Origin of the sequence: Kribbella antibiotica (genome assembly GCF_004349055.1) — a bacterium.
GTDB lineage: Bacteria > Actinomycetota > Actinomycetes > Propionibacteriales > Kribbellaceae > Kribbella > Kribbella antibiotica.
Genome location: NZ_SMKX01000082.1, coordinates 1 through 25,284, shown reverse-complemented (window position 1 = coordinate 25,284; position 25,284 = coordinate 1). Strand labels below are relative to the sequence as shown.

The following is a 25,284-nucleotide window of genomic DNA, read 5'->3' as shown; positions in this document are numbered from 1 at the left end:
GTACCCACAGCAGAGGGCTGGTTGGTCGGGTTCGAATCGCGGACCGTCTGAGCCATGAAGCGTGCACAACGGCCGTGGCTCGGCCTGCTGGTGATCCTCGGTCCGGTCCTCCTGGTGGCGATGGACGGTTCGATCCTGTTCCTGGTGATGCCGCAGCTCACCGCCGAACTGCAGCCGACAGCTGATCAGTCCTTGTGGATCCTTGACGTGTACGGCTTCGCGGTCGGGTCGTTGCTGGTGGCCTTCGGGAGCCTGGGGGATCGGTTCGGGCGGCTGAAGCTGCTGATGATCGGTGCTGCCCTCTTCGGCCTCAGCTCTGCCGGCGCATCGTTCGCGACGACGCCGGAGCAGCTGATCGCTCTGCGTGCGCTGATGGGGATCGCGGGGGCGACCTTGTTGCCCTCGGCCCTAGCGGTGCTGAGCGAGCTGTTCCCGGATCCGCGCCGCCGATCGCAGGCGGTCGGCATCTTCGCGGCGGCGTTCGCGGCCGGTTTCGCGATCGGGCCGGTGGTGGCCGGGCAATTGCTGACCAGGTTCTGGTGGGGTTCGGTCTTCCTGATCAACGTCCCGGTCGTCGCGATATTCTTGCTGTTGGCACCTTTCCTGCTCCGCGAGGTCCGCGCTGTCCGCCCCGGTACGGTCGACGTGTTGAGCGTGCTGTCGTCAGTGGCCGGTCTCCTGCTCACGACATACGCGGTCAAACGCCTCGCGGCATCCGGTCTGGCCGTCGTACCGGTGATAATCGGCCTTGTGGGGTTGGCGATTCTCTGGTGGTTCATTCGTCGGCAGCGGCGGCTGGAGTACCCGCTGCTCGACCTGACGCTCTTCCGAGACCGCGTCTTCACCCTCGCGATCATCACCGGATTCGTTCCATTGGCAGCCTGGTCCGCAACCGCCTACCTCACGGCCATCCACCTGCAATCCGTCCTCGGAATCCCCGTGCTGCACGCCGCCCTCCTCGCCGTACCGGGTGCTGTTGTCCTGACCGTCACCTGCATCGTGACGCCACGCATCGTCGCCCGCACCGGTGTCCGCGCGGCCCTCGTCGCCTGCCACACCTTCATCGCCGCAGGTGTGCTCCTCTTGGTCTTCGTCGACGTGAGCGGGGGCGTCACCTGGTACGTCGCCTCAACCGTGGTTTCCGGCATCGGCTACGGCATCTCCTTCAGTGTGGTCGCCGACACCGCCGTCGGCGCCGTCCCCACCGACCGAGCCGGCGCCGCAGCCGCCATCGCCGAAACCAGCAACGAACTAGGCAACGCCCTCGGGATCGCCTTGCTGGGTTCGCTCGCCGCCGCGGTCTTCCGCCTCGGCGGTCCCGGCCTCGCGCCTACGCTCACCGAAACCCTCCACCTGCCGGTGGTCTCCGGACTGGCCGTCACCGATGCGAAGGCCGCCTCGGTGGTTGCGCTCCATGTCGTGGCGCTGCTGTTAGCGGTCGTCCATGCAGGCCTCGCGTTGTACGCCGCCCTCACCCGCCCCCTGTCTGTGGCCGGCGGCCGAGTGACACCGTCCCAGCCCGGTAACGCGAATTTGATGCCAGATAATTCGCAGTAGGTCTCCGCTGGTCTTCGCTTGAGGTTGAGTGCGGCCGGTCTCGTACGGCGTGTGGCTGAGGTCCAAGAACTGCGCCGAGTGGAAACTCGAGGTCGCCATGCGCAAAATACGTTCCACCCAACGACCCTGACGGATCGAAATGCATCCACCTCCACCGCCACCTCGACACGTCGCTTGATCAATCCGCCATGCTGGTCGGCCGCAGTCCCCACTAGCCCCCGCACCCCCACCGGCGAGATCAACCGGACCGCGATCACCGCGGCAACCCGAGCCGCAGCCCACCATCCCGCAGGCAACGGGAACGCGGTCGCCGACGGTAACTTCAGGACCCGAGCACCGCCCGTCATCCCGTAGGCAAGGGGAACATAGTTGCCAATAGCAACGACAGCAACGACAGCAACCCCAGCCCGCAGCCCGCCAGTCCAAGCCAACGGAAACGCGATCACCGACGTCAACCTCAGCAACCCCAGCCAAAGCCCGGAACCTCAAGCGGCGCGAGCCTCGATCGCCGACCTCGCCATCCCGCCTCAGCCACCGCGGCGACCAGCCACCCGCTTTTCGAGTCGGCCGGTCGCGGCGAGCAACCACGCACCCACGCCCCCGGCCGAGTCCTCGCCGGACCTTAACCGGGACTGCGGATCCCCGCCCGCCCCAAGGGCAATCGACTGAACCCTTCGAGCACGCCTGGCGGCTGTGGGCAGGGTGTGGGCTGGTGTGGGCTGACAAAGTAGCCCACAGAAAACCTTGCAGATAAGGGCTTTACGGCCAAAAAGTGTCGGTGGGCGTGGCTATGCTTTTGGGTATGGAGATGTTGACGATGCCCCCAGTGTGGTCCTTGAGTGTCGCCGAACTGGTGACCTCGCTGGACACTGCGCACGCTGTCAAAGCAGCACTCGACACCTTCATCCTGCAAGCCTCGGGGCGCCTCGACGAGATGGGTGCCGCGCAAGAGCTCGGTGCCCGTGACACTGTCGATTTCTTGTCCGAGCGGTACCGGGAGGCTCCTGCCGAGGTGCGTAAGGCTCTCGCGTTCATGGCTGCTTTGCGTAAGTACCCGCTCGTGGCGGGAGCGTTGCCGGATCCGACAGATCCGGCCCGGCCGTGGACGATGCGTCCCGCGCAGGGCATGGTGATCGTCGAGACGCTGGAGAAGGCACCCTCGACTGTTCCGGTCGAGACGCTCGAGTTCACCGAAAACCAGATGGTCGGCGTCGCGAAAGACCAGGACCCTCGTCGGCTCGCCAAGTTCGGCAACGATGTCCTCGCGCGGCTCGACGCCGATGGTGCGGAGCCTTCTGAGGAAGAGGCGCAGGCGAAGAGGTCGTTGCGGTTGCGGCAGGTTGATGGCGGGGTGAAGTTCTCTGGGTTCTTGCCTGGTGCTGATGGTGAGCAGCTCACCACCCAGATCCACATGTTGTCGAAGCCGCATAAGACTGTTGATGGTGAGCGGGATCCGCGGCCACAGGACGTGCGTCAGGCTGATGCTTTGGTAGCCACCCTGGACGCGGCAGCCGGCAACCCTGACCATCCGGGTGTGCCGCATCTGACCGTCACGATCGACTTCGATGACCTCAAAGCTGCGCTCGGCGAGACGACCGGCGCGGTTGGTGAGTTGGTGTTCGGGAACAACCTGTCCGCCTCAGCCGTGCGGCTACTGGCCTGTGACGCCGCGATCCTCCCGATTGTTCTGGGTGGGGATTCGCAGCCGCTGGACGTTGGGACTGAGCAACGGTTCGTGAACAGGTACATGCGGCGGGCGTTGATCAAGCGCGATAAGGGCTGCGTTGTGTGTAAAGCACCGCCGTGGATGTGCCATGCCCATCACATCATTCATTGGGCCAACGGCGGGCCCACCAGCATGCAAAACCTCGTGCTGCTGTGCGCGTCGCATCACCGTGCTGTGCATGCTGAGCAGTGGGCTGTCTCGATCACCGGCGGCATCGTGAACGTGACTCGCCCGAGTTGGGCGGACCCGTCGCCGGTGACGGACCCTGCTGTTCTGGCCGCCGCCATCAGCTGGGCCAACGCAGGCAGCACAAAGGCGGACGGGGGCAACGTCAGTGCGGGCAGGGCCAGCGCTGTCAGCGACCCGATGTACGGGCAGCCGGACACGCTCCCCGCAACCAGCAAGCTCCCGAGCCCGACGCTGGCCGCCAAGCGCGAAGCGTTCCGCGCCCACCTGACCGCCATGGTCCCCAACTACACCGACCCCTGGTCAACCAACGCCAACCCAACAGCCGGCCCGTAAACCCCACGTGCCCACCCCCAGGCCTCCGCGCGGTCACCACCTCGCGGAGCGCCTTGCCATGCCCGCAACCACGCCAATTCTGCGACAGGCTCATAGCGGCAGGCGGACTCCGCCAAGTGGGGATGGTCCATAGATCGTCAGGAGTGTGGTGAGGGTGCAGTAGAGCGTGCGGATGATGAGGCGTTTGAGGCAGCGGATGATGTCTTTTGGAGAGACCTTCTGTGGTCCCGCGGTTCATGTAGGCGCGGGTGCGGGGCCGCAGCCGCCATCGCCGAAACCAGCAACGAACCAGGCAACGCCTTCGGCATCGCGCTTCTGGGCTCCCTCGCCGCCACCATCTACCGTCTTCACGGCCCAGACCTCGCTCCGACGGTCACCGAAACGCTCCACCTTCCCAATGTCTCGGCCGCCGCAAGTGCCAAGGCCCCCCGTGGTTGCGTTGCACGTCGTCGCGCTGCTGATGGCGCTCATCCACGCGGGCCTCGCGACCTACGCCGAACGCACTGTCCTGCGCAAGCGGTAGTCGTGTGATGACGGGATGTCCCGGCTCTTCGACCGGGTCGAAGGGCTCTGCTGTGACCGAAGGCGCGCCAATACTGTCGGTCAGCCGGATGAGCCGGCAGTTGTTGAAGGGGAGCGAACACTTTGAGCACAAAGGCAATTCGCACTGTGATGCGGCCGGAGCAGCCGCTGCGCTGACGGTTGTGATGGGCGCCACGGCGACCACGGCATCCGCCGCCTCCTGCTACGCCAGCGGCGGCAACCTGTATTGCGGCAACGCCTACGACACCCCGGTCTACCAGGCGCCACGGTTCTCGACCGGCTCAGGCAACCCGACGAACGTGGTCGACCGCCTGCTCTCGACCCAGAGCTACTTCAAGTGCTGGGTGTCCGGTGACTCCCACGCCGGCGGCAACAACGTCTGGTACTACACCTTGGCGACAACAGCCACGCGTGGGGCTATGTCCCGGCCAGCCTCGTCTACACCCCGCAAGATCCGTTCCCCGGCGTCAACCACTGCTGATGGACTGAATTTGGTCGAGTGGTTAGAGCGTGGCGGGGACTGTTTGGTGGTGCGCTCGGAGGGCGTTGAGGAGCTCGGGGGTCAACGGCTCGCCGGAGGCGAAGGCTTCGGCGGCGGTGCGGAAGTAGTTTTCGTAGCCGGCGGGGGTGAAGAGCATGGTGAGGTGGGCGGGTTCGTCGGCGAGGTTGCGGAAGCCGTGGGCCTGGCCGCGCGGTACGGCGACCGAGCCGCCCGGGCCGATCTCGACCGAGCCGCCCGGGCCGATCTCGACCGGGCCGGTGGGGGTGTCGAAGGTGACCAGGCCGGAGCCGATCAGGAAGTACTCCTCGTGACCGTGGTGGATGTGGGGTGCCGCGCCGAGGGCGCCGGGGTTGAGGACCGCGTCGACCACGGACAGTGCACCAGCGGTCTGTTCGCCGGTGATGCGGAGCGTCAGGACGCCGAAGGGCATCGGGAAGTCTTCGCCGGAACCTGAGGCCACAATGTTCGGAAAGCTCGTCACCGCTGAAGACTAAGCGCTGAGGAGCTCGCGGGTATACGGATGCTGAGGGTCGGCCAGTACGTCGGCTGTCGGGCCGTGCTCGACGATGCGGCCGCGGTACATGACTACGACCTGGCTGGCGACGTACCGGACGACGGCCAGGTTGTGGGAGATGAACAGCATCGACAAGCCCAACTGGGACTGGAGATCGCGGACCAGGTTGAGGACGGTGCCTTGGACGGAGACGTCGAGGGCGGAGGTGATCTCGTCGGCGATGATTACGTCCGGCTGTCCGGCGAGGGCGCGCGCCAGGGCGACCCGCTGGCGTTGACCACCGGACAGTTGCGCCGGGAACTGGGACATGCGCTCGGGTGCGAGATCGACGAGTTGCATCAACCGCCGGACCTCGGCGGACCGCTGGGACCGCGGGCGGTCGGGCATCGTTTCGCCGATCGACTGCCCGATGGACATCCGCGGATTCAAGGACAGATAGGGATCCTGAAAGACCATCTGCAACTGCCTTCGAACCCCAGACCGTACGTCGATACTCCGCCCATCCAGCGTGATGCGCCCGGCCGAGATCGGGGTGAGCCCGACCGCGGCCCGGGCCAGCGTGGACTTGCCCGAACCGGATTCACCGACCAGCCCGACGATCTCCCCTGAGGGCACGGTCAGGCTGACGTCGTCGACCGCGGTCATACTGTGCCGGCCGTGACCGTAGCGAACGCTGACAGCTTCGAAACGCAGTTCGGACATCAGGACCCCCGGGTCGTTAGAGCTAGGTCGTTGGCATGCCAGCAGGCAACCCTGCTGCCGTCGGGCGACGTCTCCAATGAAGGCTCGACTTGTCGACAGTGGTCGTCGGCCAGCGGACAGCGGGCGGCGAAGGCACAGCCGACCGAAACGTCAGCCAGATCAGGCATCCGCCCCGGAATCACCGCGAGCGGCTCGTCCAAAGAGGTCTCCATGGTCGGCACCGCCGCCACCAACGCCCGCGTGTACGGATGCCGCGCGCGGTCCAAGGAAGACACGTCCTCGACGATCCGGCCCGCGTACATCACGAGCACCCGATCGCAGATCGCTCTGACCACCGTTACGTCATGGCTGATCAGCAGCAGCGCCACCTCATCGGCCAGCCGGATCTCCTGCAGCAGCTGGAGAATCTGTGCCTGCACAGTCACATCCAGCGCGGTCGTCGGTTCGTCGGCGATGATCAGCGCGGGCTTGCCCATCATGCCCATCCCAATCAGCGCGCGCTGGCGCATCCCGCCGGAGAACTCGTGCGGATACTGACCAGCCCGCCGTTCCGGCTCACGGATCCGCACCGATCGCAGTCGATCGACAGCTCGCGCGTACGCCGCTTTCCGCGTCAGCCCGTCATGTTCGCGGGCGCCTTCGGCCAGTTGCGCGCCAATTCGCCGTACCGGGTTGAAGGCGGTCATCGGGTCTTGGAACACCATGGCCAGCGACGTTCCGAGCAGTCGCCGATGCGAGCCGGTCAGCAAGTCCGTGCCGCGGAACCGCAACCGTGACGCCGTCACCTGCACCGGCTCCTCGATCAGCTGCGCGATCGCGAGCGCCGTCAAAGACTTGCCAGAGCCGGACTCGCCGACCACCCCGACCGCCTCGCCCCGCCGGATCCGCAGGCTGACGTCCCGCACCGGCCGCAGCCCGCCAGGCAACGTGACCGACAACGACTGAACATCCAGCACATGCTCGGTATCAAGCTCCGGTACGTCGGCCGGCGCGCTAGGTGCCTCCGGCAACCGTCCGAGCTGCGTGGTCAACCCGAACCCCTTGGCCACCGCCTCGCCGAACAGGTTGAACGCCAGCCCCGCAACCACCACCGCCACACCCGGAGCCAACGCGGCCGCCGGTGAGACGTAGATGCTGGCCAGGCCATCGCCCAGCAACCGCCCCCAGTCATACTGCGGCGCTTGCACGCCGAGCCCGAGGAACGACAGCCCGGCAAAGGCGAGCAGCGATCCGCCCGCACCGATCGTCGCGTTCACCACGAGCGGCTCGGCGATGTTCGGCAGCACGTGCCGCAGTAGCACCCGGAAACGCCCGATCCCAGCGCTGCGAGCCGCCGCGACGTAGTCCAGCGAGATCACCCCGGCGACCAGAGTCTGCGTCAGCCGAGCAAACGACGGCGCACTCGCCAAGCCGATCGCCAGCACCGCGCCATGCGCGCCGACGCCGAAGATCACCGCGAAGAACAACGCCAGCAGCAATCCGGGGAAGGCGACCGCCACGTTGACGACTGCGACCGCGAATCGTCCCAACCGCGGGCCGACCAGTGCAGGCAGCGTTCCCAGCGCGAGGCCGACCACGACCGCGATCAGCGTTGCCACTAAGGCCAACTGGATCGAGAGCCTCGTGGCGACGAGTACCCGGAAGAACAGGTCCCGGCCGAGATCATCCGTCCCGACCCAATGCCGAGCCGAGGCGCCTTCGAGCATCACGTTCGTATCCACGTGATCGGCGCGCCCGGACCACAGCAGCGGAGCGACCACGGCCAGCGCGAGCACCACAAACAGCAGCAGTCCGGCGCTCAGTCCCACGGGCGTTCGCAGTACCGACAGCCAGCGCTTCTTCATCAGCTCTCCCTGATCGCGGAGCGCGGATCGAGGACCGCGAGCGCCACATCGACGACGAGATTCACGAGCAGGACGCCGACGCCGTACACGAGCACGATCGCCTGAACGACCGGATAGTCGCGGGCCAGAATCGAGCTGATCATCGTGGTCCCGAGCCCCGGCCACGCGAACACGTTCTCCACGAGCACGGTCCCCGCGACCATCACGCTCAGCAGCAGACCGCCGAGCGTCAGCGTCGCCGTCAACGTGTTCGGCAACGCATGCTTGAAGTACACGGCCGCCGAACGCAGCCGCTTGGCGCGCGCAGTTCGCACGTAGTCAGCCGACAGCACGCTCACCATCTGAACCCGCACGATCCGAGTCAGTACGGCGGCCGGCCCGATCGCGAGCGCAACCACGGGCAGCACGTACGACGCCGGCCCGGAGCGCCCGGCCACCGGCAGCCACCCGAGGCTCACCCCGAACACATAGACCAGCCCAACCGCGAGCAGGAACTCCGGAATCGCCCCCAGTACGACGCTTGTGCTGGTGAACGTCAATTCGGCCCGCCGAGCCCGCCCGCCGCGCGTCAGCACACCCATGAACACCCCGAGCGGGATCGCGACCGCAATCGCGAGCAGGAACGCCAGCACCGCGATCGTCGCCGTGGTCGGCAACCGCTGCCCGATCACCTGGGACACCGGCAGGTTCGACGTTAACGCCATACCGAGGTCGCCAGAGAGAACGCCTTGCAGGTAATGGATGTACTGCATGCCGAGCGGATCATTCAGGCCAAGCGCGTCCCGCTTGGCGGCGACCACCTCGGCCGTGGCGGTGGGCCCGAGCACACTGCGCACGGGGTCGCCAGGCACGAGGTGGATCATCAGGAACGCCGCGGTGATCAGCACCCAGACCGATACGACGATCCGCCCCAACCGGCGGGCCGCGAACCGGATCCAGGGGTTGTCGAGCACCGGCATGGCCTCCAGCGTCGCCATGTCAGCCGGCCAGCATCCGGATACTCGTCGGCACCAGGCCGCCGATGTTCTCGAACCGCGCGCCCTTGCCGAAGGTCTGGATCACGTCGTTGGCGAACGGCACCACATCGACATCGCCGACCAGCTTGGCCTCGGCCTTCAACCAGACGTCACAACTGTCCGCGCCCTGCAACTTCGTCGCCGCAGCCACACCCTCGGCGTACGGCGCATTGTCGATGTGCGCGAAGTTTGTGCCAGTCGGGGGAACCGGGCCGGAGACGAACGGCACCAGCTGGTCAGGTGAGCTCGAGCCCACGCCGACCCAGGCGATGTCCCAGTCGCCGGTCCCGAACAGCGAGCCGTTGACCGCCGTGGTGTCCTGCGGCTTCGCCGTGATCTTGACGCCGAGCTCTGTCCACGTCTTCGTGGCCAGCTCAGCCGCGGCCGAGATCCCGGTCCCGAAGGCAGTGTTGAACGACAGCGTCAGCGCGAGCGGCTTCCCGCCCTTCGCTCGTACGCCGTCCGCTCCCGTGACCCAACCAGCCTTGTCCAGCAACTGCTTCGCCTTCTCCACATCGTGAGCAGGCACGGCTGCCGAGACTGAGTCACCGGGACACGCCAGCGGTACGACGGACGAGAGCGTGGTTGGCGTCGTACCGGCTCCGGAGGTGAGGACCTTCGCGAGCTGCGGTAGGTCGAGCGCCCGTGTGAGGGCCTCGCGCACGGACTGGTCGGCGGCGGGCCGGCCGCCCGCTTGGTTGAACCACATCTCGCCGACGAGCAGCGGCATCTTCGCGGTGTACAAGTTCGCGGCCTGCAGGCGCTTGACGTCTGGACCGATCAGCGTGGCGGCGTTGAGTCCGCCGGACAACAGGAGGTTCGCGGCGGTGGTTGGGTTCGGGACGACCTTCGCGACAACCTTCTGCGGCAGCCCGTTGGTCGCCGTACTGAGGCCGTCCGGTCCCCAGGTGTAGCCGTCGCGTTTGGTGAACGTGTACTGGTCGCTCGCCGCGACCGAGGTCAACGTGTAGGGGCCGGTGCCGGACATTCCCTGAGCCAGCGCCTTGCGATCCTGCAGACCCTTGCCGCAGACCATCGACAGCTTGGCCAAACCGTTGAGCACGAACGAGCCGACCCGCGGTGCCGTCAACGTGACCGTGCTCGCGGCGTCATCCGCGGTCGCTTTGGTCCCGGCGGGGAGGTAGACGCCGAGCAGCGGGCTCTTGTTCTTGGGATCCGCGACCCAGGCTACGTTCGACGCCACGTTCGCCGCCGTGAACGGCGTACCGTCGGAGCAGGTGACGCCCTTCTTGACGGTCAGCTTGACCTGATTGCCGGTCACGGACCACTCGGTCGCGAGGCCGGGCAGAAGCTTGCCGTTGGCATCGATGTGGATCAGCGGGTCGTAGCCGAACCGGCCGAGCTGCTGGACCCAGCTGTTCGCGCCGGCCTGTGGGTCGAGGTTGCCGGGATCGGAGTCGATGTTGAACGTGAACGTCGCGCCGTCGACCAGCGCTTGGTCCTGGGCCGCGGGACTCGCGCCGCCGCAGCCCGAGGCGACCAGCACCGCTGCGCAGACGGCAGCGGGTGCAGCAATTCTCTTCATGGTGTCTCCGTAGCGTTACTGGCTCCAGCAGGGTGGGTGGACGTCGTCCCAGAGGGCGGCAGCCTCGAGCTGCGCAGCGAGGGCGAGAAGCTCGAGATCGTGGCGAGGACGTCCGACGAGCTGAACGCCGTACGGCAGCCCGTCCTGGTCGAGATGTGACGGCAGGGCGACCGCCGGTTGACCGGACAGGTTGGCCCACGGGGTGTAGACCGACCACTCCAGCATCCGATCGATGATTCCTTCGACGCCGGTGGACTCGAAGTGCCCGAGCGGGACCGGCGGCCCACTCGTCACCGGGGTCAGCACGACGTCGGCCTCGGTCGCGGCGAAGGCACTGGCAAAGCGAACCTGGATCGCCTGTGCGGTCAGGACATCCGCGCCGGACAGCTCGGCGCCGATCTCGTTCAGATACTTGATGTACGGCGTCAGCTGGGCAGCCCGCTGGTCGGGGACGACCTGGTCGACGACCAGGTCGATCAGGTAGCCGAAGTGCGTGCGCATCGCCCGCCGGATGGTGTCGTCCCAGCGGGCCGGGATCGGCACCTCCTGGATCTCGTGACCGAGTTGTTGGAGGAGGATCGCCGTACGCTCCACCGCCCGGATCGTTTCGGGATGCGGGGTGATCCCGTCCATCCCGGTCTCGGTCCAGACGGCAATCTTCAACCGCTTCGGCGGTTGCAGGTCGGCGAAGGAGCCCTCTGGCCGCCAGCCGTTCAGGTCTCCCTTCCACGGGTGCGCCATCACGTCCAGCAGTAGCGCCGCGTCCGCGACATTCCGCGCGAGCGGTCCTTCGATGGCGGTGGGGAAGAAAGAACTGGGCGGGACGGAAGCCGTGACCAGGCCGAGGCTGGGTTTGACCCCGACTAGGTAGCAGGTCGTGGCCGGGGTACGGATCGACCCCGCGCCGTCGCTGGCATGCGCGACGGGGAGTAGACCGGCGGCCACCGCCGCCGCCGCGCCACCGCTCGATCCGCTCGCGTAACGAGTCACGTCGTACGGGGTGACCGACGGCTGGGCCGTGACCGAGTTCTCGGTGTAGCAGGTGGCGCCGAACTCGGGGGTGTTGGTCTTGCCGACCAGTACGGCGCCTGCCTGCCGCAGCAAGCCGGTGGCCCAGCCGTCGGCGGCTGGAACGGTCTCGGCGAGGGCCGCCGAGCCGAATGTGGTCCGCACGCCGGCGGTATTGAAGAGGTCTTTGATTCCCAACGGAAGGCCGAGCAGGGGAGCCCGGTCGCCGTCGGCGAGCCGCTTGTCGGCCCGCCGGGCCTCGTCGAGCGCAAGCTCCGGTACGACGGTCACGAACGCGCCGAGCATGGCGTCGTACTTGGCGATGCGCTCCAGGTAATGGGTGGTCAGCTCGCGGGAGCTGAACTCGCCTGCCTGTAGCGCGGCCAGTTGCGCCGTCGCCGACAGCTCGTGCATCCCGCTCACCTCATTTCGCTACGCCGTGCAGTTGAATGAATGTAGAGCTCTCCGCCGCGGTGTGCAAGGGTTTCTAGCGAGTGAGGCTGATGATCTCGAGAATTGCCGCTCGGGTGGCGGCGGGATTCTCCTGCGGGATGAGATGCCCGCTGCCGGTAACGACGTCGACGCGGCCGTTCGGCGCGGCGGCCATCAGCTTCTCCGTTGCCTGGTTGAAGACCGGGCGTCGTTCCTTCATGCCGCGGTCGACGCGACCGGCCTGGAGACAGATGGTGGGCACATCCGGCGTACCGGCTGTTTGGAGGCGGCGCATGGTCTGCAAGGCGGGGATCACCTGGTATGCCTCGCGGCGCGCGGCGTGCATCGCTCGCGCATTCGCGTAGTCGCGGGTGAGGATCTCGCGATCGGCGGCGCTGATCTCCGGCGCCAGGTGCGTGATCGTCTGCTTCATGATCAGGCCTTTGGCGCCGATGCGGGCTAGGAATTCCAGCACCGCAAAGGATCTGGACAGGAGTTTGCTGTCGCTCTCCGGCATCACTTCGGTGACCGTCGCATCGATAAACACCAGTCCTGCAACGCGATCCGGGTGACGTTCGCAGAACAGGCGCAGGATCGGGCCGCCCCAGCTGTGCCCCACCAGGATCACCGGCGCGGTCTCGCCGCGTGCGTCGAGCAGGGCGGTGAGGTCGTCGGCGAGCCGCTCGAGAGTGCGATCCGCGGGATCGACGTCACTGCCGCCGTATCCGGCGCGGTCGTAAGACAACGTGCGAGCGTGCGCGCTGATCTCGCGTTGGGTGTGCACCCAGGAGGCGGCCGGCGCGCTCATGCCCGCCTCGAAGACGACCAGCGGGCCGTCACCCGCCCCGGCGGTGATCGTGCGCAACCGCCGGCCGTCAGGCAGTACGACGTACGCCGCGGTCAGGCCATCACCTGGACTGAGTTGCCCTTTGTTGGGCTCCATGGATTCACCGTTTCGCTGAGGACCCTGCGGTCAGAACCTGATGAACGACGGCCGCGAGCGTGTCGAGATATTCCGGCGGGAGCGACTGGCGACCGGCGATCCGCCGATGCATCAGCGGTCCTTCGATGAGGTCGCCGATCAGCGCGCGATCGGTGGTGGCGGCGATCTCACCCCGGCTGATCGCGCGATCCAGCGCCTGGGACAAAGCGGCGCCACGCCCTTCGGCCATCTTGCGGAAGGCGAGCTCGGCCTCCGGATCGCGCTGCAGGTCGGCGGAGAGCGCAACCACGCCATCGATCCACGGCGACGACCAGGACTCAGCGAACGCGCCGAGGATCAACCGGAGGTCCGTCAGCAGCGATCCGGTGTCCAAGGCGACAATCGACGGCAGATGCTCGCTTAGCGAGTCGACCACCAGTTGTGCCTTACTCGACCAGCGCCGATAGACGTCCGTGCGATGCGCCCCGGCTGCAGCCGCCACCTCAGCCAGCGTCAAAGCGTCGTACCCACGCTCGGTCAGCAACTCCCATGTCGCCTGCAGCAACCGCTGCTCGAGTTCGGGATTCCGGGGACGTCCAGCCACGGGCACTCTCCAATACACTACGCCATGAAGTGGAATCACTCTATGCAAAGGGTCGGATGTCCGCAACCTGCCAATGCGGTTCCGGGGGACCTACTGTGCGGGCACCTGGGTTTAACTGGGTCTCGTGGACGAGGAGCACGGGCGGCAGCGGGAGCTTGTCGCGGAGGCGCGTTATCAGCGCGAGCTTCCGAAGCAGCGGCGTCAGTTCGAGCATGCGTTGACGAAGCGGAGCCGGGTTGGCGCCGCCTGGTGGCTGGGCGAGCACTGTCAGCGACGGGAGCCGGCACTCGCTGCTGCGGCGTACGAATACATTCTGGCGACCCGGCCTCCCAGCGACCACCTCCAACTGTTCGAGTTGGCTACCGGGCTTCGAGTGGCTGGCAGGTTCGACGCGTCGGAGCGGGTCTACCGGACGTTGCTGGCCGACTACCCGACCGACGAGGAGAGCTACTTGGGCCTCATCGCCGTACTCCGCTCGCTGGGGCGCGCCAAGGAAGCCAATGCCATGGCCCGTCGCCACGGGCGGATCCAGGAGCTGCGTGACCTGCTCGAACAAGCAGTGATCCAGGCCAAGCACTACCACGCCAGCGAGCGGATCGTGCGGACAGCGCCCACGATCGTGGACCTGCTGGAGCTTGATGAGGATCCGCGCCGCGTGCTGTGGTCGGTGTCGTTGCCGATCCCGCAGGAGGTCGGCTTCGCCATCCAGACCGATCGCCGGCTGCTGTTCGTGCAGGACTACGAGTACCTCAACTCCGGCCCGCAGCCCGGCCAGGCTCCGGAGCACCTGAGCTGCGAGCTGGGCAGCACCTGGGACCGGCAGTACTTTCCCGACCAGAAGATCTAGCTCGGATCCGGAGTGATTCCGGTGAGCTCGGCGGTCAACTCCCACAGGCGGCGGCCGGTGGTTTCGTCGGCGGCCTTCGCGGTCGGCTTGGCGGGAGCCACCTTGCCGCGGATCTCTAGCGGACCGGCCGGGCCGTAGTAGCCTCCGCCCTGAACATCCGGGGATGTCGCGGCATAGAGCTGAGGGAGGGTGCCTGGTGCGAGCGGCTGGGTGATGAGAGCGTTGATGACGCGACTAGCCTTCACGGCCAAGGCACCGCGACTCTTCAGGGCGTTAGGGAACAGTTCGGTATTGGTCATGCCGGGATGGGCGGCGACACTGCGGATCGGCAAGCCGGCAGCCCGCAACCGCCGATCGAGTTCAAGGGCGAACACCAGGTTCGCTCGCTTGGCCTGCGCGTAGCCGAGATGCGCTCGATAGGTACGGCGCTCGAAGTTCGGGTCGTCGAGGTCGAGTCCGCGACCTCGATGCGCGATCGAGGCGACCGTGACGACCCGGGCGTCGGTGCCGTTGCGCAGTGCAGGCATCAAGAGCCAGGTCAAGGCCGCGTGCCCGAGGTGATTGGTGCCGAACTGCGACTCGAACCCATCAGCCGTCCGCCCGAACGGCACCCCGGTGATCCCGGCGTTGTTCATCAGTACGTCGAGCCTGTCGCCCGACCGCTCCCGGACCGAATCCGCCGCGGCACGCACCGACGTGAGATCCGCGAGATCGAGCGCGACAAGTTCGGCGTACGGCGAGTTGACCTCGGCGAGCGCTTGCTGGCCGCGTTCGGGGGAGCGGCAGCCGAGGAGGACTCGGGCGCCCTTGCCCGCCAGTACTACCGCCGAGCGCAGGCCGAGGCCGGAGTTGGCTCCGGTGATCAGGATCGTTCGGCCGGTCTGATCGGGGATATCGCGCTCGGTCCACTCTGCTGACATGCCGGTCAGTATCGCCGAAGGTGTGTTGAAAGGATGGGCGTGGAGCCGGACAGGTAGGAGTGTGACTTCCATGCAAGAGGCTCGGTTCGAGGCGCTGGTCCGTGCTGTTGGCGAACCACTGCACCGCTACCTGGTCCGACGGGCCGACGCCGACGCGGTCGACGACGTACTGGCCGAGACGATGCTGGTGCTCTGGCGACGGATCGACGACGTACCGAATCTGGAGGAGGTACTGCCGTGGTGCTACGGCGTTGCGCGCGGTTGCCTGGCCAACGCGCGCCGGGCCGAGCGCCGCAGACTCCGCCTGGTCGACCGGCTCACGCAGGCCGTGCCACAGGGTGAGCCCGGCGAACATGCCGAGTTGTACGACGCCTTGCGGACCCTGGGCGAGGCCGATCGCGAGGTTGTGCTGCTCTGGGCCTGGGAAGGTCTGGCACCGCAAGCTATCGCCACCGTCACTGGGCTGACGGCGAACGCGGTGAGCATTCGGTTGCATAGGGCAAAGAAGAAGATGGCTGCTGAGCTGGAGCGAAAGAACGCCCGCGTCGCCGGACAGGAACAGGTCAAGAGAGGGAGTGAACTGTGAACGACAACGAACTGCTGGCCCGGTTGAAGGCCGCCGACCCGGCGTCACTGCGGGGTGCTCCCGAGCCCGACCTCGATCGCCTTCTGGAGAAAACCATGGCTACGACCACAACAACGCGTCGCCGCTGGATCCCGGCCGCCGCCGCAGCCGCCGTAGTGATTGCTGCTGGTGGTGTCGTCTGGGGAGTCAACGCGAACGACAACCCGCCGATCGCCGTCCCGCCCGCCCCGACGGTCAAACTCACGATGGCCGGCGGCGCGGCCGGCAAGTGCCGCGCGCCGGAGGTTGCCGACTTCAAGGACCTGAAGGTCGCCTTCGAGGGCCAGGTGACCGCTATCAAGGGTGACCTGGTCACGCTGAAGGTGGCGCATTGGTACAGCGGCGGCCCGGCCGAATCCGTCGAGGTGGAGTCGAAGCCACTTGAGGTGGTTTTGTACCACGTCGACTTCACCGTTGGCGGCAGCTATCTCGTCTCTGCCGCCAACGGCCAAGTCAGCATCTGTGGTCACAGCGGTCCGAGCGACCCCGAGCTGCGCAAGCTCTTCGAGGCGGCCTACCCCGGCTGACCTCGGGTTACCAGCCGCGGATACGGTCCCACTCCGCATCGATGGTGATGCCTTGGGTGTGCAGGTTGATGACCTGGTACGACGAGTGCTGCGCACCAGTAGCGCAGGCGTGGTTGGGCAGAATGCGCAGCCGAGTGCCGATCGGCAGTTCAGGTGGCTGGTTGCCGCTGCGGGTGGTGAGGATGCCGTGTTCCTGGCTGGCTGAACTCATCACCAGGTCGGGCATGGCAGCGCCGTACAGGTCGGTCACGAGACCGTAGCCCTGATCGACGGCCTGGTTGGCGGTTCCGCGGTCGCGCGACATCGCCATCCAGCCTCCATCGGTGACGATCCAGCCGCGCTCGGGGCGGTGCCCGATGACGGTGACGACGACAGACAAGGCGAGATCCTCGATGGTGCAGACGCCGAGGCCCGCCATCACGAGATCGAAGAACACATAGTTCCCGGCGCGCAGTTCGGTGACACCGCTCAGGTCGGTGGCTGCATGTGCTGTCGGTGTGGAGCCGGCGCTGACTGTCTGCACAGTCAGACCGGCGGCACGCAATCGATCGGCCGCGGCTACTGCGACATCGCGTTCGTGCTGGGCAGCAGCGTGCTGAGCTGCGGGTGTCGTGTCGAAGTACGACTCACCCGCATGGACGAGGACACCGGCCAGACTGCCGGTCGCGGCGAGGATGCCGCCGATCTGTGGCAGGACCGGATCATCGGCAAGGACACCGCCCCGGTGACCGTCACAGTCGACCTCGATCAGAGTCGGGATCGCCTGGCCGGCAAGGGAAATCACCTGGGCCTGTTCGACGCTGTCGATCAGAACGGTCAGTACGACGCCACGTTGCAACAAGGCCAGGATCCGCGGGAGCTTATGCGGATCCAGCCCAACGGCGTACAGGATGTCGGTGTATCCGAAGTCCGCGAACACTTCTGCCTCGGCCAGAGTCGACACGGTGATCGGCCCGGGGTTGCCGCCGTGCACGAGGTCGGCGACCGGCACGCTCTTCGCGGTCTTCACGTGGGGGCGCAGGCTCACGCCCAAGGCGTCGACGTGCTCGCCGAGCCGGGCGATGTTGCGCTTGACCTTGGCTGCGTCGACGACCGCGAACGGCGTATCCGGGCTGGTCAGATCAGTTGCGTGCGGCAACGGCCTGCACCTCCACCGCGGAGCCGTAGTGCAGTTCGTTTACACCTGCGACGGCTCGGGCCGGTCGTGCGTCCCCAAGCCAGGCTCGGTAGATCCGGTCGAACTCAGGCCAGTCGCCGATATCCGTCACGTAGACGGTGACGCTGATCAGTTGTGTCCGGTCGCTGCCGGCCGTCTGCAAGCAGGCGTCGAGATTCTTGAGCACCTGCTCGACCTGGACGGCGAATGGCTGGTCGGCCAGCGGCACGCCCTCCGGGGTGAGCGGCAGTTGCCCCGAGATGTAGGCAACGCGCTCATGGAGGGCGACATGCGAATAGTGCCCGATCGGTGGCAGCAGCCCAGGGGAGTTTGCGGTCTCAACCATCGCACTCACTCATTTCGTGTAGGTGTAGACGCTGGCCCGGGAGATGCCGAGCAGGTCGGCGATGGTCTGGGCGGCGTTGTGGGATTCGAAGTAGCCGTCGGCGTGCAGGCGCCGTACCAACTGTCGTTTCGCGTCCCGGGGCAGGGCGCGTGGGGTAGTGGACCGCTCGGCCGCGGTGGTTTCGACGACCTCACGCAGCTCGCGGCGATTGCGCGTCCGCAGGGTCTCTGGGGTTGCTTCGCCGAGAGTTGGGTCGGTGGCGACCAAGCTGGCCAAGGCCAAGGCGACCGGCGAGAGCGTGGACACATCCATGTTGAGGCAGAGCGCGCCGATGTAGTCGCCCTCGGCATTCTTGATTCCGACGGAGGTGCTCTTCACCGGCCGACCGTCGGCGAAGCTGTTCGCGTAGTTCTGCAGGACATCGGGGTAGTCGGGGTCCGCAAGCCGGGCCAGCCCGAGCTCGGTGGCCGGGTCCCCGACGGTCCGGCCGGACAGATTGTTCTCGATCAGCCGGATCGCGTGCTCCGGGTCGCGCAGGTCGTGCAGGACCACCTCGCACAACCCGGGAAACATGCGACCCAGCGCCCGCGCGATCTTCTCCGCCTCGGCCAGCAGATGCTCGTCCGGATCCATGGCTCGAGCGTAGCCAGAGCTAGCCGGAAAATCCAAATCTAGACAAATAGTCTATCGACTCACCAGTAACTGGTGCCTGGTGTGCCCTTGAACGGCCCGACGACGCGCGACGTCACCCAGCCGCCGTAGAAGTTGCCGGGCTGAGCCGCGACCCGCTCACCGTCCACCGTGCACAGATCCATCGCGCCGGGATACAGCGCGACGTGATCCTCCAGGGCCGCATAGCTCTGCGTCGGCGTCGGATACCACCATGCCTGCCGCTCCGCGACCCGGTCGCCGCCGATGAGGTCCAGATACTCGGCGACGCCCTTCCACTCGCAGTACGACGTACCGCCTGCCGCACGCAAACTCCCGGCCACGAAGGCCGACCGCGGAAGGTAGTACGTCGGGGGATGGCTGGTCTCGAGAATTCGCCAGGACCGCGAGGTCTCGGCAATCACCTGTCCACCAAGGACGACCGCAATCTGCTCGGACGACAGCTCGAGCGCCGGCGGCCGCGGGTAGTCCCAGACGGACTCCTGCCCTGGCCCGGGCTGAATTCTCTCCATGCCTTCGCCTCCCCGTTCATCGCCGATGATCTGGAAGATACGTCAAGGCGCACTCTGAGGCATCCGTGGAGGTATCGCCCCTACCTGCGGCTGAAGACAGGAATGTTCCTCCCGGCAATCTCGGCTGGGGGCCGCTTTTCTATTTGTCCTCAGGACCGAAGACAAGGGACCAGATCTGTTGATGAGTCGATGCCTCAACAGCCTGTCGTTCCGTGTGGTCCTTCGCTGCCTTGGCTTCGTTCGCAACCAGGATTCGCACCAACTCTTGGAGGGTTGTCCGTGCCACTTCGGGCGTCATCGCATCCACGAACAGTGCTGCTCGCTTCTCTGCCGTCGCGTTCTTGTAGCTGAAATCCTTGGGCCAGGCTGGAGAGTGGGGTCCGGGTGGCGTGGTCATGGGGCGAACCTCTCACAAGTCGATCGAGTGTTGCATGGTGACACGGGTGGCGTCCGCCACGGTTTCTAGCAGTTCGATTGCTTGCCCATCCCCGTAGAACGAGATGCGCTCGACCGCCAGAGCGGATGCGTCCTTGGGCAGGCGAAGGGCCTTTCGCTCAGCGTCGGTGGCGTGCCTTGACCGGATGCTCTCGACCGCGCGGTTCACGGCGTAGCCTGCTTCCCGGAGTGCGGAGTAGGTCCCTTGGGGGATCATGTCGCGGTCCGCTAGGCGGGTGCCTGCGGCCACACGCCAAGGAATCCAAGCCGTTGTGATCGCGGCCGGCTGACCGTCAGCAAACATCAGTCGATCACGCCGGACCATCTCCTCCGTGAAGACCTCGGCGACGAAGTCCGGCAGGTCATCTTCCGCGACACGAACCACAGTGAGCAGCCGCACCTCTGGTGTCATACCGGCATTGGTGACTGCGATCGACCAGGGTCCGCCCGCCTTGGCGCCATGGGCGGCGGCAGCATGTCGGCTGGTGTGCAGCGTGATCGGTCGGAGATCTCGCGTGACGGTGCCGTGGCCCTTCACGCGAGTTACAAGGCCGATGGCCGCGAGATGCTGGACAGCCTGTGCGGCCGTCATCTTCGAAACGCTATGAGCCCTGGCCAACTCCTCGTCCGTAGGCAACGGACTGCCCGGTGGTGACGCGACGAGATCTGCTCGCAGTGCCTCCGCCAGTTGTTGCCACAGCGGCTGGGCCATCCCTTCACCTCCGTAACCCTAGGTTTGCGTGTTGCCACGCAGCGTGCAGTCATGCAAACTCCAAGGATGCGAAAACCTAGGTTTACGAGCCACATCCTGGAATCGCTTCCCTGGTCACAACCCTAGGCTTTCGCGCCGCTCAACCCAAACACCGGAGGTCCGTGTGATGGAGAAGCTGACCGAAGCGCAGATCTCGTATTACGTCGGCCGGTGCCCCGAGCTGACCCAGTGGGCATTCGAGGGATGGCTTCGTGGCGAGCGGCATCTGGATGGGGATCTGATCGAACGGGGAGATGAAGGCCGGGATGGAGACGACACAGGACGAGGGGGGAGATGAATGGCAACAAGTACGAGGCTGGTTGGGCGACTGCATGATCACGGAGTCGATTGGCAACGATCCGCAGCACGCCGAGAGGCTGGAGGCGTCACAGCGGCGGCTGTTCGGCGAGTTGAGATTCACCAACGAGCCAAGCCCACGTTCGGACCGGCGACCGATGACGAGCGGTGGCTGATAGCCGTGATCCGCAACGGGAAGATCATCAACGCTCGCGTTGCGCCAACCGCGCTGGCTCAAGCCTATGGCGACGCGTTCCGGATTCGGTACCCGCGCGACCAGATTCGCGCCAGACCGGCGACCGAGCATGAGATTGCCTACCCGCCACATGAACCATATGACCCGCGCGACTGACCGCGCGGAAACCTGATCTGACGGGACCGGCACCGCTCCTCACTTCCTCCGGGCGCGGATCGGCGCTGGGTGCCGGTTCCGTCACCCCAAACAGAGCCCTCGATTTAACCCTCGTGATCGAGGGCTCCTCAAGCCAGCGGTGGGCGACCAGACGGCGAGTCGGCCGCCCGCCGCTGGTCCAACCATCGGCAAGGAGGTCCGTGAGCACCATCGAGGCCCGCGCCGCGACGTTTCTCGCCACGACATTCCGCCGAGGCGAGCTGTACCGCCACCACGACCCGTCGGGGGTCAGTGGAGTCGGTGGCCGTCGTTGAAGTCGCTACTCAAGATCCACGGACACCAAGGTGCGACGGAGGTTCGCTGGCTCGACGATGCCCCGGACGAGTCAACCGCCGAGACCTCACAGTGCCATCAGTTGCCTACACAGTTTCGGACTTCCGCCAGCCTGCAGACCGGCGGTGGATCACTAGGCCCCCAATCAGGGACCTGGTGAAGACGACGCAACAGCGTCAGGACGAGAGGAACCAACATGACAATGACCATTGACCTAGACACCGAGCGCACCCCGGTTGGGCGCGCGCTTGGCGCCGGTACGAGTAAGGCAGTCAAGCCGTTCGGCATCAAGTTCGCGCGGTGGCAGCCCAACTTCCAGCACGACCGTGACGCGGTGACCCTTGACCCGGACTCCCAGATCGGGTACGTCGGTGATCAGCCGGTGAAGGAGATCGTGTCGGGCGACACAACCAGCCAGTACGAAAGCGACGGACAGACCTCGATCAGCCTCGACTACGGAGTGGACGACCGCAAGTGAGACCACGCAGCGGTCCGAGTCCTCGTGTCCTGGTGCTGACCGAGGTCTGTGACCCGACCGCAGACTTCGTGCTGGAGCACCTGAATCAGCGAGGCGTTGGGTTCTGGCGATTGGATCCCGGCGACTTCCCGGACTCCATTGATCTGTCGGCTGGATTCGACGGAGCATGGTTCGGAGAACTGCTCGGGCCGCTGCGCCTTGTCGAGCTGGCCGAGGTGCGCGCGGTGTACTTTCGCCGGCCGTCCGGCTTCAAGACCCCAGCGGGCCTACCCGAGTCCGAAGCGGACTTCATCCGGTCCCAGGCCCGGCACGCGCTGTTCGGCATCCTGGCTGGGTTGCCGCGTGTGACCTGGCTGAACAATCCCGGCCGGATGGCGGATGCCAGGGTCAAGCCCTACCAGTTGGCGATAGCTGCGCAGGTCGGGCTGTCGACACCTAAGACGCTGGTAACGAATCGGCCCGACGATGTCGTTGCCTTCGGCAAGCGGGTCGGGCGCATCGTGACTAAGTCTCTGTCCACGATCCTGTACGAATCCGCAGACGAAGGTACGGGGGTGCTGTACACCGCCGAGGTACCCGAGTCTGACTGGGGTCACCCGGGTATCGCGGCAACCGCGCACCTATTCCAAGAGGTCGTTGAGCGTGATTATGAAGTCCGCCTGACCTACGTCGACGGCCAGTTCTTCGCAGCGGCGATCATGCCGGACGACCCGGATGGCGCGGTGGACATCCGGGCCCACAAACGCGCAGTCACCTATCGAGAGACCCGCGTGCCGGATCAGGTACGCACAGCAATCAGCGAGATGATGAAGCGGCTCGGGCTCCTGTTTGGCGCGTTCGACTTCATCGTCACGCCAGACGGACGTTGGACTTTCATCGAGGTCAACCCCAATGGCCAGTGGGCCTGGATCGAGCAAGAGACCGGCCTGCCGATCAGTGCAGCGCTGGCAGACATCCTGGAGAAGGGCGCAGTTGAGTGAGCGGGGACCTGTGGGAATCGCGGGCAGAGAAGCTGCGCTGGCAATTAGCCAAGAGTTTGGCGGCTGACGGCGCAGTGACCTCGGAAGCTTGGAAGGCCGCTTTCGCTGCGGTCCCGCGCCATGTCTTCGTGCCGAGGTTCTACCGACAGACTCCCGGTGAGCAACCGGTCGTCGACGAATCCACGCCGGACGCCTGGCTGGAGGGCGTCTACACCAACCAACTCCTGGTCGTCTCGCCGGACGTGAAGTCATCGAGCACAGTCCCGAGCCTCATGGCCGCGATGCTGGAAGCGCTAGACCCGCAAGACGATCACCGCGTGCTGGAGATCGGCACCGGAACTGGATATAACGCCGCACTCCTCAGCCATCGTGTGGGAGACAGCAACGTCGTCAGCGTCGACATCGCTGCTGACCTGATCAACGACGCACAGGCCCGGCTGGCCTCGATCGGATACCGACCGACTCTAGGCATCGGCGACGGGGCTGAAGGCTGGGCGGGCGGCGCGCTGTACGACGGGATCATCGCGACGTGCGCGCCGAATCGGATTCCGGACGCATGGCTTGACCAGACTCGGCCCGGCGGCCGGATCGTGACTCCGATCGCAACCGGCGTAGCAGTTGTGGACATCGAGCCCGGAAGGAAGGGCGAGGGGAGGTTCCTACAGGTCGCCGCATTCTTCATGCCACTGCGACCAACGCCGAGACCGGCCGACCTCGGCACCCAGATCGCCGACATCGCTTCGGCTATCGCGTCGACCCGACCAACCGACCTCGACGAGAAGATCTGGTTCGACGACGACTTCCGTTTCGTTCTGGCCGCTGCGCTCCCCGGTATACGTTTCCTCAGCAAACTGGAGACAGGCGTCACGATCTTCACCCACCTGGATGGCTCCTGGGCCAGACTCGACAACGGAACGGTCGCACAGGCTGGGGATCAGCAGATCTGGAACGCCGTCGAGGCTGCGCACAAGCGATGGGATGACCTCGGCCGGCCGACGCGGGACATGTTCAGCATCTCCGTGAAACCCGAGTCGCAACACATCAGGCTTGAAGGGCACGGAGTCGAATGGGCTCTGCCCCGGGTGCCCTGACCGGTGAGCGAGCCTAGCCCGCCTCCATGTGGATAACCCTCGATGCTGGTTACTCCGACCCGTCACGCTCACGGAGTGGGCAGGGGCGCGGCCAGCAGATCACCGCACCCGTCATGTGTTTCAGAGTTCGATGAGTGAGCTCCGGGATGCATTGCGAGGCCACCCCTGCCCACACGGCGGCACGACCCGCGAGCGCCGTGCTGATGAGCAGGCAGGCAGGCCTCCTACGGCCGCGCGCTAGTCGCAGAGGCTGACGTTAGTTACGGTCCGTGGGTATGACAGAGCTGGACAGCGCACCCGCGAACTTCCCTGAAGACGTGATCGTCTACGCGGTGGACTGTGAGGCCGCGCTCGACTACGCGTTCGCCCTCTACCTTGGTCGGACCCAAGACTGCAGCATCCTCATCGAGGAGTGGCTCCTCAAGAGGTTCAGCTTTGGTGAAAAGCTGGGGCTGCTCAAGCGAATCATCGAGCTTGAGGGTCTTATTTGGGCGCCCTACGAAACCCTCGTCCCCGAACTACAGAAGCTGTTCGACTTCCGAAACGCGGTTGCTCACTCGGCCCCAGATCATGGCAATCGATTCAGTCGTAAGCGCCGCCGTGCCGCCCGGAACGAGGTTTTCGAGATCTCTGCCGACGAGTTGGCTGAGCAGATGCATCGTGGCATGCGCTGCCAATCGGCGGTCTGGGGACTGCCGACGTACCTCACAAGCAACCCGCGGACTTTCGATCCGCCCAGACCTCCCCAGTCCGCCTGATAGCTGCCATCCATGGGCAGCACGGGGTGAAGAAGTCAGCTCGACGACACACCACTTTCCCTTGGTGGACTTCGACGAGTTTGCGCAGTGGCTGCAGGACAGCGGCCAGTCCGGTTCCAAGGTGTGGTTCGGCCAGATGGATGACAACAAGAAAATGAACAAGCCCAACCAGCGATTCTGCCTGGAAATCTTGGGCAACGTCCCTGTGGTCAAGGTCGCAACCAACACCACCCCCTGCGCTACATCTTCAGCGAGGTCACCGACGACTAGACCGCCGAACAGGCCCGACTGCAGGGCGGTGTCGGGTAGGCCCACGCATCTGAATCAGCCGCTGATCCCGGCGGTTGCGGCCACCCTTTCCCTCGTCCTACCCGAGCTGATGGCGTCGGGGTGGCGACCGTCAGGTCACCAGACATCCGACATGTGTTCCAGAGCTCGACGAGTGAGCTCGGGATGCATTGCCAGTCACCCTGCCCACCCCAGGTGTGACCAGTAGTCGCCTGATTCATGACGATCCGAGCTGATCAGCAATGAGGTCGAAACGCTGGCGGGCACTATAAAAGAGCAGGTCAGATGGCATTTGCTGATCCGAGCTGAAATCCGGTGGCGACCCGAACTGCGACTCCGTTGGTCGCAGATTCGAGTCCTGCCTGCCACGCAAGCCCTGGTCCACGTTCGAGGTGACCTCAGCCGGACGCCGCCCGTTCTCGGGCGCGCGGTAGCGCGCAGATTGGCGGGCGGTAGCCCGGCGACTGGCTGGGGGTGGGTG

At 65.9% G+C, this 25,284-nt stretch carries 24 protein-coding genes; 9 read left to right on the top strand and 15 right to left on the bottom strand.

The window, feature by feature from the left end; translation table 11 throughout:
• The first annotated feature begins 54 nt into the window (after positions 1-54).
• Both E1263_RS25105 and E1263_RS25100 read left to right on the top strand, forming a co-directional pair.
• A complete protein-coding gene (locus E1263_RS25105; RefSeq protein ID WP_132171518.1) occupies positions 55-1,557 on the top strand; it encodes an MFS transporter in 1,503 nt (500 codons plus the stop codon).
• 802 nt (positions 1,558-2,359) lie between these two features.
• Complete coding sequence (locus E1263_RS25100) at positions 2,360-3,805, top strand: HNH endonuclease signature motif containing protein (RefSeq protein WP_165956742.1); 1,446 nt, start codon at positions 2,360-2,362, stop codon at positions 3,803-3,805.
• A 1,046-nt stretch (positions 3,806-4,851) separates the two neighbouring features.
• On the opposite strand, the gene E1263_RS25090 is transcribed toward E1263_RS25100, so the two are convergent.
• The 8 genes from E1263_RS25090 to E1263_RS25055 all read right to left on the bottom strand — a co-directional run bounded on the left by E1263_RS25090 (position 4,852) and on the right by E1263_RS25055 (position 13,438).
• A complete protein-coding gene (locus tag E1263_RS25090; RefSeq protein WP_132171514.1) occupies positions 4,852-5,331 on the bottom strand; it encodes a cupin domain-containing protein in 480 nt (159 codons plus the stop codon).
• A 9-nt stretch (positions 5,332-5,340) separates the two neighbouring features.
• Positions 5,341-6,066: an ABC transporter ATP-binding protein gene (locus E1263_RS25085; RefSeq protein ID WP_132171512.1), complete on the bottom strand. Its 726-nt coding sequence runs from the start codon at positions 6,064-6,066 to the stop codon at positions 5,341-5,343.
• Positions 6,066-7,910 (bottom strand): dipeptide/oligopeptide/nickel ABC transporter permease/ATP-binding protein, encoded by a 1,845-nt coding sequence (locus E1263_RS25080; protein ID WP_202869042.1) that lies wholly within the window; start codon positions 7,908-7,910, stop codon positions 6,066-6,068. Before E1263_RS25080 ends, E1263_RS25085 begins: the two co-directional genes overlap by 1 nt.
• Positions 7,910-8,887 (bottom strand): ABC transporter permease, encoded by a 978-nt coding sequence (locus tag E1263_RS25075; protein ID WP_132171510.1) that lies wholly within the window; start codon positions 8,885-8,887, stop codon positions 7,910-7,912. Before E1263_RS25075 ends, E1263_RS25080 begins: the two co-directional genes overlap by 1 nt.
• A gap of 1 nt (position 8,888) precedes the next feature.
• A complete protein-coding gene (locus tag E1263_RS25070) occupies positions 8,889-10,472 on the bottom strand; it encodes an ABC transporter substrate-binding protein (RefSeq protein WP_132171508.1) in 1,584 nt (527 codons plus the stop codon).
• Positions 10,473-10,487: 15 nt separating this feature from the next.
• Positions 10,488-11,894 (bottom strand): amidase, encoded by a 1,407-nt coding sequence (locus E1263_RS25065; protein WP_132171506.1) that lies wholly within the window; start codon positions 11,892-11,894, stop codon positions 10,488-10,490.
• A 73-nt stretch (positions 11,895-11,967) separates the two neighbouring features.
• A complete protein-coding gene (locus tag E1263_RS25060; RefSeq protein WP_132171504.1) occupies positions 11,968-12,855 on the bottom strand; it encodes an alpha/beta fold hydrolase in 888 nt (295 codons plus the stop codon).
• 4 nt (positions 12,856-12,859) lie between these two features.
• The gene (locus E1263_RS25055) at positions 12,860-13,438 is read right to left on the bottom strand and encodes a TetR-like C-terminal domain-containing protein (protein WP_132171502.1); all 579 of its coding nucleotides are present in this window, start codon (positions 13,436-13,438) and stop codon (positions 12,860-12,862) included.
• 124 nt (positions 13,439-13,562) lie between these two features.
• Between E1263_RS25055 and E1263_RS25050 the strand changes: the two genes are divergently transcribed.
• Entirely contained in the window at positions 13,563-14,285 is a 723-nt protein-coding gene (locus E1263_RS25050) for a hypothetical protein (RefSeq protein WP_132171500.1), read from the top strand.
• On the opposite strand, the gene E1263_RS25045 is transcribed toward E1263_RS25050, so the two are convergent.
• Positions 14,282-15,205 carry an oxidoreductase gene (locus E1263_RS25045; protein WP_132171498.1) on the bottom strand — a complete coding sequence of 308 codons (924 nt, stop codon included), beginning with the start codon at positions 15,203-15,205 and terminating at the stop codon, positions 14,282-14,284. The two genes, E1263_RS25050 and E1263_RS25045, sit on opposite strands and share 4 nt — an antisense overlap.
• 70 nt (positions 15,206-15,275) lie before the next feature.
• On the opposite strand from E1263_RS25045, the gene E1263_RS25040 reads away from it, so the two are divergent.
• Together E1263_RS25040 and E1263_RS25035 are read left to right on the top strand one after the other, a co-directional pair.
• Positions 15,276-15,791 carry an RNA polymerase sigma factor gene (locus E1263_RS25040; protein WP_132171496.1) on the top strand — a complete coding sequence of 172 codons (516 nt, stop codon included), beginning with the start codon at positions 15,276-15,278 and terminating at the stop codon, positions 15,789-15,791.
• Complete coding sequence (locus E1263_RS25035) at positions 15,788-16,357, top strand: hypothetical protein (RefSeq protein ID WP_132171494.1); 570 nt, start codon at positions 15,788-15,790, stop codon at positions 16,355-16,357. The genes E1263_RS25040 and E1263_RS25035 overlap by 4 nt, the downstream gene beginning before the upstream one ends.
• 7 nt (positions 16,358-16,364) lie before the next feature.
• Here E1263_RS25035 and E1263_RS25030 read toward each other — a convergent pair whose 3' ends face one another.
• The 6 genes from E1263_RS25030 to E1263_RS25005 form a co-directional block, all read right to left on the bottom strand.
• On the bottom strand, positions 16,365-17,495 hold the full coding sequence (locus E1263_RS25030; RefSeq protein WP_132171492.1) for an alanine racemase: 1,131 nt from the start codon (positions 17,493-17,495) through the stop codon (positions 16,365-16,367).
• The gene (locus tag E1263_RS25025; RefSeq protein ID WP_132171490.1) at positions 17,479-17,859 is read right to left on the bottom strand and encodes a RidA family protein; all 381 of its coding nucleotides are present in this window, start codon (positions 17,857-17,859) and stop codon (positions 17,479-17,481) included. Before E1263_RS25025 ends, E1263_RS25030 begins: the two co-directional genes overlap by 17 nt.
• A gap of 9 nt (positions 17,860-17,868) precedes the next feature.
• Positions 17,869-18,492 (bottom strand): helix-turn-helix transcriptional regulator, encoded by a 624-nt coding sequence (locus tag E1263_RS25020; RefSeq protein ID WP_132171488.1) that lies wholly within the window; start codon positions 18,490-18,492, stop codon positions 17,869-17,871.
• A gap of 59 nt (positions 18,493-18,551) precedes the next feature.
• Entirely contained in the window at positions 18,552-19,040 is a 489-nt protein-coding gene (locus E1263_RS25015; protein WP_132171486.1) for a DUF427 domain-containing protein, read from the bottom strand.
• A 139-nt stretch (positions 19,041-19,179) separates the two neighbouring features.
• Positions 19,180-19,437, bottom strand: coding sequence for a hypothetical protein (locus E1263_RS25010; protein WP_132171484.1), 258 nt, complete (start codon positions 19,435-19,437; stop codon positions 19,180-19,182).
• A gap of 12 nt (positions 19,438-19,449) precedes the next feature.
• Positions 19,450-20,187 carry a GntR family transcriptional regulator gene (locus E1263_RS25005; protein ID WP_132171482.1) on the bottom strand — a complete coding sequence of 246 codons (738 nt, stop codon included), beginning with the start codon at positions 20,185-20,187 and terminating at the stop codon, positions 19,450-19,452.
• Between the two features lie 1,217 nt (positions 20,188-21,404).
• Between E1263_RS25005 and E1263_RS25000 the strand changes: the two genes are divergently transcribed.
• The 4 genes from E1263_RS25000 to E1263_RS24985 all read left to right on the top strand — a co-directional run bounded on the left by E1263_RS25000 (position 21,405) and on the right by E1263_RS24985 (position 24,515).
• Positions 21,405-21,686 carry a hypothetical protein gene (locus tag E1263_RS25000; protein ID WP_132171480.1) on the top strand — a complete coding sequence of 94 codons (282 nt, stop codon included), beginning with the start codon at positions 21,405-21,407 and terminating at the stop codon, positions 21,684-21,686.
• A gap of 32 nt (positions 21,687-21,718) precedes the next feature.
• Positions 21,719-22,666: an MvdC/MvdD family ATP grasp protein gene (locus E1263_RS24995; RefSeq protein ID WP_165956741.1), complete on the top strand. Its 948-nt coding sequence runs from the start codon at positions 21,719-21,721 to the stop codon at positions 22,664-22,666.
• Positions 22,663-23,757 carry a methyltransferase domain-containing protein gene (locus E1263_RS24990; protein ID WP_132171476.1) on the top strand — a complete coding sequence of 365 codons (1,095 nt, stop codon included), beginning with the start codon at positions 22,663-22,665 and terminating at the stop codon, positions 23,755-23,757. The genes E1263_RS24995 and E1263_RS24990 overlap by 4 nt, the downstream gene beginning before the upstream one ends.
• 275 nt (positions 23,758-24,032) lie before the next feature.
• Positions 24,033-24,515, top strand: coding sequence for a hypothetical protein (locus tag E1263_RS24985; protein ID WP_132171474.1), 483 nt, complete (start codon positions 24,033-24,035; stop codon positions 24,513-24,515).
• The last annotated feature ends 769 nt before the right edge of the window (positions 24,516-25,284 follow it).